Source organism: Candidatus Rhabdochlamydia sp. W815 (assembly GCF_018642185.1).
Classification (GTDB): domain Bacteria; phylum Chlamydiota; class Chlamydiia; order Chlamydiales; family Rhabdochlamydiaceae; genus Rhabdochlamydia; species Rhabdochlamydia oedothoracis.
In genome coordinates this window covers 1-8,065 of record NZ_JAAVTY010000069.1, presented here as the reverse complement: position 1 = coordinate 8,065, position 8,065 = coordinate 1, and the positions used below count along the sequence as shown (strand labels likewise).

Genomic DNA, 8,065 nt, shown 5'->3' with positions numbered 1-8,065 from the left:
GAAGAATTAAGAGAATTTATATTCCCCTTGTGTGCAATTAGAGAACTCGTTTGCATTCAAATTAAGAGTTTGAATATATAAACATTTTTATACAAAAAGATAACATCTTCTTGCAAGCTAGAGCAGTTTTTTCAAAAAAACCTAGTTATGCAATTCTTACTTTGAAATCAAACTAGTATAGTGCTATGATGAACTTTTAGAATGGTTGCTATTGAGCTAGATGTATCTCCTCTAGCTTGTAAAATATAAATCTGACATCTTTGGTCATAGGTTAGGTGATGGTAGCCTTTAGGCAAGGTTTCTTTTTGTGTTTGATTGTTAAAAATCACAATAGAGATTCTTTCATCGCCTGCCTATTCTTTTTTTAATTCTTCTGTGCACTTCAAACTTGAAAAGACTGATTCCTATCTTGACTCCTTAGGTAAATATTATTATGCTCCTATTAAAGCCAATAGAAACGTTAGTAAAACTTGTTCTTCTGAGCCTTATAAAGCTGTTAGCAAGTTGACGTTAGTCAATTTTTTTGAGGATGTGGCTTAAAGAGAAGATTTTCCTGCAATATAACCGGTTGTCCAAGCATTTTGAAAATTAAATCCACCTGTGATCCCATCAATATCAAGAATTTCTCCTGCAAAAAAAAGCCGAGGGCATATTTTACTTTGCATTGTTTTAAAATCTACTTCTTTTAAAGTGACTCCTCCACAAGTGACAAATTCTTGCTTATGAGTCGTTTTCCCTTCAACTTGATAGCGATCTCCGGTGAGTTTTTGAGCAAGATTTTTTAATTGTTGTAAAGAGATTTCTATAAGGCGTTTTTTATAAGAAATGCCTAATATTTCTAAAAAGGTCTTCCATAGATTTTTAGGTAAATCGAATAGGTTTTTTTGTAAAAGTGTTTTATGGGGAAAATGTGTCTTTGCTTCTTGTAATTTAACAAAAGTCTCTTCTTTGGAAAGAGCTACCCAGTTAATCATTAACCGAGTTTGATAGTTCTGTTCATGTAAATATTTGGATCCCCAAGCGGATAATTTTAAAATAGCAGGACCGCTAAAGCCAAAATGTGTGATTAAAATAGGGCCTTCTTGAAAGAGCTTTGTCCCTAGAATCTGTAGACGAACCGGATGAATAGAGACTCCACTTAAATGTTTTAAGGAAGAAGCAGGAACATTAAAAGTAAATAGCGAAGGAACCGGTTTTTGAATAGTATGGCCTAACTGTTCTGCCCATTGATAACCTTGACGGCTACTGCCTGTAGCTAGTAAAAGATTTGTGGTTTGATAGATCTCTTTTTTTGTACGTAGGGTGAAATAAGATGCATGATTTTCGAGTATTTCAATATGTTCTGTTAGCTTAATGAGCACCGCTAATCCATGGGCTTCTTGTAATAAAGCTTGAATGATTGTTTCCGATTGGTCTGTTTGAGGGAAAATACGTCCATCGGCCTCTGTCTTAAAAAGTACTCCTTTAGATTCAAACCATTTTATCGTATCAGCTGGTCCAAAAACATGAAAAGGACCAAGGAGTTCTTTTTCTCCTCTAGGATAATTTTTAATCAGTTGTTTGGGCTCAAAGCAAGCGTGAGTTACATTGCATCTCCCCCCTCCGGAAATGCGCACCTTTGTGAGTAAAACGGCGTTTTTTTCAAGTAGGAGAACATTTGCTGTTGGATGAGTTAGCTTAGCGTTAATGGCTGCAAAAATACCAGCAGCTCCTCCTCCTAGAATGATCAAATCATAGAGCATAAAAGATTATTTTTTACGATTGATAGGGCAGCTATTTTTCCCTAAAATCTGATACAGAATACACCAACTAAAAAGAGCCTCTAGTAGGGTAAATACACCAAATATTAGCAAAAGCCAACTGCTTTTCCAAATAGAGCAGGCAATGAGAATAAATGCCAAACCTAAACGAATAAAGCGATCTTTAGATCCTATATTTTTTTTCATATCCTTTAAGTTGTTGAATGCGTTGAAAATGCAATAACGTTTTTAATTTTTGAGAAAGAACCTCTATTAGGAATTTGATTTACAGTGTAACACAATTGTTCTAAGCAGGCATATCTGTTTTTTCTGAAGGCGTGAAAAGATAAATCAAGTGGTTGGTCGGAGAAATCGCTATCTGAAGGAATGGACATGTTTATTCTTTCTGTTCAAGTATTTGCCAGCGTAAGTAGAGCTGTTCAATTTGATTTTCCTTTAAACCAATTGTTGTGCAAATCTCTGCAAGATCATTTGTATCTGTTATTGTTTCTAGTAACTGATGAAACTGTTTAATTTCTTCTTCTAAAACCTCAATTTTTTTTTCAATTTGCTGATATTCTTTTTGTTCTAAATAAGAGAGTTTTGGTTTAGAAATAGGGGAGTGTTTGCTTTCTTTAGTTTTAAGAACCGGGCTTTTTTGGGCCGCTTTCCATTGAGCATAATCTGGATACAGGGTAGTTTGATTAAGATCTCCTAAACTAAGTAAGCAATTACAAACCCGATCAAGCATACAGCGATCATGGGTGATTAAGACAATAGCTCCAGGAAAATCAATTAAGCTTTCTTCTAACCTTTCTAAGGTGGGAATGTCTAGATCATTAGTTGGCTCATCTAGTAAAAGAATATCTGCTTGCTTAAGCATAAGATGGGCAATGGAGATTCGTGCTTTTTCCCCACCGGAAAGAGAGCCAATAGGCATGTTTAATAAATCAGGTGAGAATAAAAATCGTTTACACCATCCATTTACATGGATCGATTGCCCTCGAAAGGAAATATAATCTCCATTAGGAGAGAGAGCTTCTTTGAGAGTAATATGATCGGGAATTTGTATTTTATGTTGATCAAAGTATACGATTTTAATCTCATTGGCTTCTTTAATAGTTCCAAGCTCTGGAAGGAGCTCTTTTGCAAGAATGCGTAGAAGCGTTGTTTTCCCAGAACCATTAGGCCCCATTAAGCCAATACGAGTTTTAGGGCTCAAAGTAAAGTCTACGTGCTCAAAAAGAGTCTTATTTCCCATTTTTTTAGAGAGATTTTTTGCTACAAGCAGTTTCTTTGTTTCTCTTTGAGTTGTAGAAAAACGAATATCTGTTTTTTTTTGACGGTTTCTATTTTGAACAAGAGTTAAATTCTGGAACACTTCGGTTGCTGTATTTATTCTTGACTGTGCTTTGGTTGTACGTGCCTTAGGAGTTTGACGTAACCAATTTTTTTCTCTACGTGCTTTAGAAGCCAATGAACGCTCTTGTTGGATCTGGCCTTGTAAAAATTGCTCTTTTTTTTCTAAGAAATTAGCGTAAGAGCCACCAATGGCAAACATTCCTTTGGGATAAGTAGAATTGATTTCTATTAATCGATTGACTACATTTTGTAAAAAATATCGGTCGTGACTAACCAAAACATAAGAAGAAATTTCTTTCATAAGAAGCTTTTCTAGCCAGAGGATCCCTTCAAGATCTAAATGATTTGTCGGTTCGTCAAGGAGTAAAAGATCAGGGGATAAAATCAACTGTTGAACCACGCTAAGTCTTTTTTTCCAGCCTCCTGAGAGCAAAGCTGCTGTTGCTGGATGTTTTTTGTTAAATCCCATTTTGCTAAGCCAGGTTTCTACAAGTAGTTGTTTATCATAATCTGTAAGATTTTCTTTCGTCAAAGCATCCATTAAAACTTGTTCAACAGGTATTGAGGGAAACTCACAGGATTGTGGAACATAACCAATTTTTAATCCCTTCTTAGAAATAACTTCTCCAGAATCGGGGTTTTCTATCCCTATTAAAATTTTCAAAAAAGTGGATTTCCCAGAACCATTAGGACCAATTAGCCCTAGGCGATCTTTAGTAAAAATGCTAATGAACAGATCGGTGAACAGAGTCTTAGCCCCAAATGATTTAGAAAGAGACTGAGAATTTAAAAGAAGCGTCATGATAAAATTTAAGAAAAATATATATTATCTAGATCAGGAAAAGAAGAAGCCAAGAATTTTGAGTTCTTGGCTTAAAAAAACTTAACATACAAACTAACCGCGATCACGACGAGTACGGAAAGAACGATCGTTACCGAAAGAACGACCACTACCTGCTCGATCATCTCGGCGTGCGAAATTGGTTTTTTGTTCAGGACGTGCTTCATTTACAATCAGAGTGCGTCCCTCATATAGGGATCCGTTTAATGCTTCTGCAGCGCGTTGAGCATCTTCAGCGTTTTCCATTTCAACAAAACCAAAGCCTTTTGAGGCATCATTATTGGATCTATCTACTACAATACGAGCAGAAACGATAGTGCCATATGGGGCAAAAAGGTTATGTAACTCTTCTTCAGATGTTTTAAAAGGTAGGCTGCCTACATACAGCTTTTTTTTGTTATTTGATTCGTTCATAAATTCTCCAAGAATACATACAAATCGTTAAAATAAGTTTAACGATGTTAAAAATTAACACTGAAGTTGATTCGCGGAATCTAAAGCGCCGGCTAAAAAACGGGACGCGGATGACAACACACGGGACCAACACGAAAGTGTGGTGAAAAAAAACTCTTAAAATTAGAGTTTGCTCACTAGAATCTAGGATAGCGTAAGAGAAGATTCTCTGTCCATATTAAATAATAAAAAATTAATCAATTTATTTATTTACATTATGCCTTGGAATAGATAAAGCTGCCCATTCAGGTTGTTGGGTATATTTTTTAAAGGCTTGGATCAGCTCTTTTGTTTTTATTCCCACTTTTCCTGTTCCAATCGGATGATGATCGATTTTAACAATAGGCATAATTTCTTTATTACTAGAGGTTATAAAGGCCTCATCAACTGTAGGTAGTTCCTCATAAGTAATAGGAAAAAATTGAATAGGGAATTTAGAAGCTGCTAGTTTAAGAATAATCTCACGAGTAATGCCAAGCAATATTTCATCAGAGTTGCAGGTGTATAATGTATTTTTTTTAAAACAGAAGAAGTTACTAGTGGTTGCTTCTAATAATTCTCGGTCTTGATTTAAATAAATAGCCTCTTTTGCCTGATGGTTTGTATGTAGGGTGACAATTGCTGGAATATATTGGGTTGTTTTTAGTTTCGGAAAGCTGCGTGCTAAAGAAGTAGTAATTGCAGAAATTCCTTTTGTATAAAAGCATTTGGGGTACTTGGTTAGAGCAAAGACAAGAACAATTAAAGAAGCCGTTTGAGGAGTGAATTGATCGGGACTAATTCCTCCTGTTACAAGGATTTTAATCCCGGCTTCTTCTAAGTGATTTAATGCAATCAAAGAATCGATAATCTTTGCAATTTCCTCTAGGCTACAAGGAATTTTTAGCCTTAAGTTTTCAGCTGAGTAGCTTAATCTTTCGAGATGATCCCAAAGATGAAAAAGGCGTTTCTTATAAGTGCGTAAATAATCAAAAACACCAAATCCTCTTAGAATAGAGAGATCAAAAACAGAAAGCTTGGCTTCGCTTTCTGGTACATAGTTACCATTTATATAATAAATAGGTTGGTTCATGAGATTTAAGCTTTTTTAGATTAGCTTAACAAAGTCTTTCTTCTTAGTAAAGCTGTTTGGTTTTTTTAATATATAAACATATATGTAAAAATAGTTGCACAATTTCTAAAAACAGTTTATGAATCGTGAATGTAAAATAAACTTGAAAATGGGCTATCCTTAAGGAGGGAAGTTATGGCGTTAAAAGAGACAATTCAAAGATTACTACATCAAATTGCTGACATTCGGCATGATTTGGAAAAAGCAATGGAAGGTAATAAAGCAGCAGCTCAAAGAGCAAGAACGAACACAATTAGATTTTCTAAAACATCTAAAGTATTTCGTAAAGAGTCTGTGGCCGCTGCAAGATCTGGAATGAAAAAAGCAGCTAGAGCAGAAAAAGCAAAGGGCGCAAAAAGAGCTCCTGCTAAGAAGAAAGCGCCCGCTCGCAAGAAAAAAAGATAAGAATTTGCTAAAGGTTAATTTTTTTTCTCGTTATGATTTTAGATTCATAAAAGAGAAAAAAAATGAAAGAAAGCGTTTGTTGCATTCAAAGATTTCATAAAAAAGGCTATGGAACAGGGAAAAGTCCTGGGTTTTCAAAGCCACTTCACGTTATAGGTGGAGTTATAGGGGATGAATTAATTGTTGAAGTCAAAACAAAACAACGCGCTTTCATCAAGCAGATTACCCACTTGTCGCCCTATAGAACAGTTCCAAAGTGTTCTCATGCTCCCTCTTGCGGAGGATGTAGTTGGCAGCAAGTAGATTATTTGTTTCAATTAGAGCAGAAACAGCAACGAGTCCATGAGTTATTTGCTTGCTTTATCAAAGAGCAGTTTATTCTTAAATCGATTCTTAGCTGCGATCAGATTTGGCAATATCGCAATAAGATGGAGTTTAGTTTTTCTCAAGATCGATCTGGGCAACAATTCTTAGGACTCATCTTTGCTGGTAGCAGAGGTCATGTATTTAACCTACAAGAATGTTGGCTGGTATCCGTATGGTTTTCATCCGTTGTTGCTCAGGTTAGGCTGTGGTGGAAACAAAGCGGTCTTAGTGCTTATCGCTTAGATAATACAGGGTCTTTACGAACATTAATTGTACGCCAGTCCCTAAGCACATCTGATAGGCTTGTGATGCTTACTGTTTCCGGTAGGCCAGAATATGCTTTAAATAAGCAGCAGATCCAGCAATTTATTCAAAAGATCCTGCTTACAGCTCCTGAACCAGAAAAGGTCAGCATCTTTTTGCGCATTCAACAAGCAATCAAAGGGCAACCCACTCAGTTTTTTGAAATGCACTTGCATGGTCCAGATCATATGTTAGAGAAGCTTAACATAGAAGGTAAAACCCTAACTTTTAAAATTAGCCCCACTTCTTTTTTTCAGCCGAATCCAAGACAAGCGGAAAAGTTGTTTTCCTCTGCGCTTCAAGCTATACAAGGTCCTAAAAAACATATTCTTGATCTCTATGCAGGGACCGCTACTTTATCCATTGTTTTCGCTAAAATAGCTGATAGGGTAACTGCTATTGAACTAAACCCTCACGCTGTATTTGACGCTAAAGTAAATAAAGAGTTAAATCATATTAAGAACCTTGAAATTATCTGTGGAGATGTAGGGTCAAAAGTACAGGAATTAAAAAATGATCCTGACTTTATTTTCCCAGATTTAGTCATTGTTGATCCTCCTCGCACAGGATTAGATGGCAAAGCTATTAAAGCTCTTTTAGAATTACGTCCTCAAGAAATTCTTTACATTTCTTGTAATCCAGTTACTCAAGCACACGATATTCAATTGCTTATGCCAAAAGGATACCAATTAGTATTACTTCAACCAGTAGATCAATTTCCTCATACAGTGCACATTGAAACAATTGCCCTATTAAGACTTTTTTAAGCGTTTGAATTTTTCTTGATTTATCCAAGGTACTTGGGCATTCTAGAGCAAAAATATCTCAAATGATAAGGATAGAGTTATGAATAAAACATGTAAATTTACCATTCCAGCTCTTTGTGTAACAAGCTCTGTATTTGCTGATGCAGAAGCAACCGGTGGTAATAGTAACTTAATGCAAATGCTATTTATGATTGGATTTGCTGTGATTTTCTTCTATTTTATTATCTGGCGTCCCGACCAAAAACGTCGTAAACAGATGGAACAAATGAGAAGCTCCATTGCTAAAGGAGATCGTGTTACCGTCATGGGGATCCTTGGCACAATCGATAAAGTAGAAAAAGATACCGTGATTTTATCCCTTTACCAAGGTGGAAAAATGGAAGTGTTGAAAAATGCTATTACCGATATTCAACCCCCTGTTACCAAAGAGAAAGAAGTAGAACCTACAGAAATTAAATAAGAAGTTTAGCTATAAAAGACAGAAAAGAGCTCTTTTCTGTCTTTATAATTTTGTAATAGACAAGACTTAAATTGACACTTAGTGGTAAATAGCAAAGAAAAATAGCTTTTGCAACTAAGGCATCATGCCCTAATTGCAAAAGCAGAACCAAAGTGGTAATTTATTAATATAGTGGTTCCGATTCAATCGTATAGAAAAATATTTTGTTTTGTGTTAAGCTATTGAGTATGAAAAAACTGATCCCTAGCCAGAGAGCTG

The 8,065-nt window shown here is 35.6% G+C and carries 9 protein-coding genes and 1 pseudogene; 4 read left to right on the top strand and 6 right to left on the bottom strand.

What is annotated here, in order from left to right; translation table 11 throughout:
* Positions 1-167: 167 nt before the first annotated feature.
* Positions 168-329: a helix-turn-helix domain-containing protein gene (locus RHOW815_RS05490; RefSeq protein WP_215217331.1), complete on the bottom strand. Its 162-nt coding sequence runs from the start codon at positions 327-329 to the stop codon at positions 168-170.
* Positions 330-408: 79 nt separating this feature from the next.
* On the opposite strand from RHOW815_RS05490, the pseudogene RHOW815_RS09345 reads away from it, so the two are divergent.
* A pseudogene (locus RHOW815_RS09345) lies at positions 409-510 on the top strand (IS701 family transposase); the annotation flags it as partial.
* Positions 511-536: 26 nt separating this feature from the next.
* Here the strand turns inward: RHOW815_RS09345 and RHOW815_RS05485 are convergent.
* The 5 genes from RHOW815_RS05485 to RHOW815_RS05465 all read right to left on the bottom strand — a co-directional run bounded on the left by RHOW815_RS05485 (position 537) and on the right by RHOW815_RS05465 (position 5,467).
* On the bottom strand, positions 537-1,742 hold the full coding sequence (locus RHOW815_RS05485) for a BaiN/RdsA family NAD(P)/FAD-dependent oxidoreductase (protein WP_215217330.1): 1,206 nt from the start codon (positions 1,740-1,742) through the stop codon (positions 537-539).
* A 6-nt stretch (positions 1,743-1,748) separates the two neighbouring features.
* The gene (locus tag RHOW815_RS05480; RefSeq protein ID WP_215217329.1) at positions 1,749-1,946 is read right to left on the bottom strand and encodes a YgaP family membrane protein; all 198 of its coding nucleotides are present in this window, start codon (positions 1,944-1,946) and stop codon (positions 1,749-1,751) included.
* Positions 1,947-2,136: 190 nt separating this feature from the next.
* Entirely contained in the window at positions 2,137-3,903 is a 1,767-nt protein-coding gene (locus tag RHOW815_RS05475; protein ID WP_215217328.1) for an ABC-F family ATP-binding cassette domain-containing protein, read from the bottom strand.
* Between the two features lie 93 nt (positions 3,904-3,996).
* Positions 3,997-4,356 carry an RNA recognition motif domain-containing protein gene (locus RHOW815_RS05470; protein WP_215217327.1) on the bottom strand — a complete coding sequence of 120 codons (360 nt, stop codon included), beginning with the start codon at positions 4,354-4,356 and terminating at the stop codon, positions 3,997-3,999.
* A 241-nt stretch (positions 4,357-4,597) separates the two neighbouring features.
* Positions 4,598-5,467 (bottom strand): aminotransferase class IV, encoded by an 870-nt coding sequence (locus tag RHOW815_RS05465; protein ID WP_215217326.1) that lies wholly within the window; start codon positions 5,465-5,467, stop codon positions 4,598-4,600.
* Between the two features lie 174 nt (positions 5,468-5,641).
* Between RHOW815_RS05465 and RHOW815_RS05460 the strand changes: the two genes are divergently transcribed.
* The 3 genes from RHOW815_RS05460 (at position 5,642) to yajC (ending at position 7,807) form a co-directional block, all read left to right on the top strand.
* Positions 5,642-5,911, top strand: a complete 270-nt coding sequence (locus tag RHOW815_RS05460; protein WP_215217325.1) for an Hc1-related histone H1-like protein — start codon at positions 5,642-5,644, stop codon at positions 5,909-5,911.
* A gap of 62 nt (positions 5,912-5,973) precedes the next feature.
* The gene (rlmD, locus tag RHOW815_RS05455; protein ID WP_215217324.1) at positions 5,974-7,347 is read left to right on the top strand and encodes a 23S rRNA (uracil(1939)-C(5))-methyltransferase RlmD; all 1,374 of its coding nucleotides are present in this window, start codon (positions 5,974-5,976) and stop codon (positions 7,345-7,347) included.
* A gap of 79 nt (positions 7,348-7,426) precedes the next feature.
* Positions 7,427-7,807: a preprotein translocase subunit YajC gene (gene yajC, locus RHOW815_RS05450; protein ID WP_215217323.1), complete on the top strand. Its 381-nt coding sequence runs from the start codon at positions 7,427-7,429 to the stop codon at positions 7,805-7,807.
* The last annotated feature ends 258 nt before the right edge of the window (positions 7,808-8,065 follow it).